Source organism: Corynebacterium sp. HMSC075D04 (genome assembly GCF_001815635.1).
Taxonomy (GTDB): Bacteria; Actinomycetota; Actinomycetes; order Mycobacteriales; family Mycobacteriaceae; genus Corynebacterium; species Corynebacterium coyleae.
Genome location: NZ_KV821359.1, coordinates 1 through 316, shown reverse-complemented (window position 1 = coordinate 316; position 316 = coordinate 1). Strand labels below are relative to the sequence as shown.

At 59.2% G+C, this 316-nt stretch carries 1 pseudogene; it reads right to left on the bottom strand.

The window, feature by feature from the left end:
• A pseudogene (locus tag HMPREF3048_RS12315) lies at window positions 1–316 on the bottom strand (HNH endonuclease); the annotation flags it as partial.

Sequence of the window (316 nt, the reverse complement as noted above, 5' to 3'; positions counted from 1 at the left end):
GATTGGATACGCGTCCATTCGGGAAGCGGCACCATAACAATCGGGCGTGGTACTGCATGCGGCACTCCACCACCATCGCCATCGCCGCGCAAGATATCCATGAGTGCATCAGCCATCTGGCCGGCTGGTGGCAGTTCCGTATCGATCAGCCCACGCAGCGTGTGCTCAATATCGGCAATGTTGCGTGCCGAATGCGTCAAGTGCAGCGTGGCCATCCCTTCGCGAGCACGAGAAAACCGCACTTGCTTTTCAGGCGCGGGTTTCTTCGCGTCAATAACCTGATCGGCATAGCGCGAGAGCGCATCGAAGCGGCCCT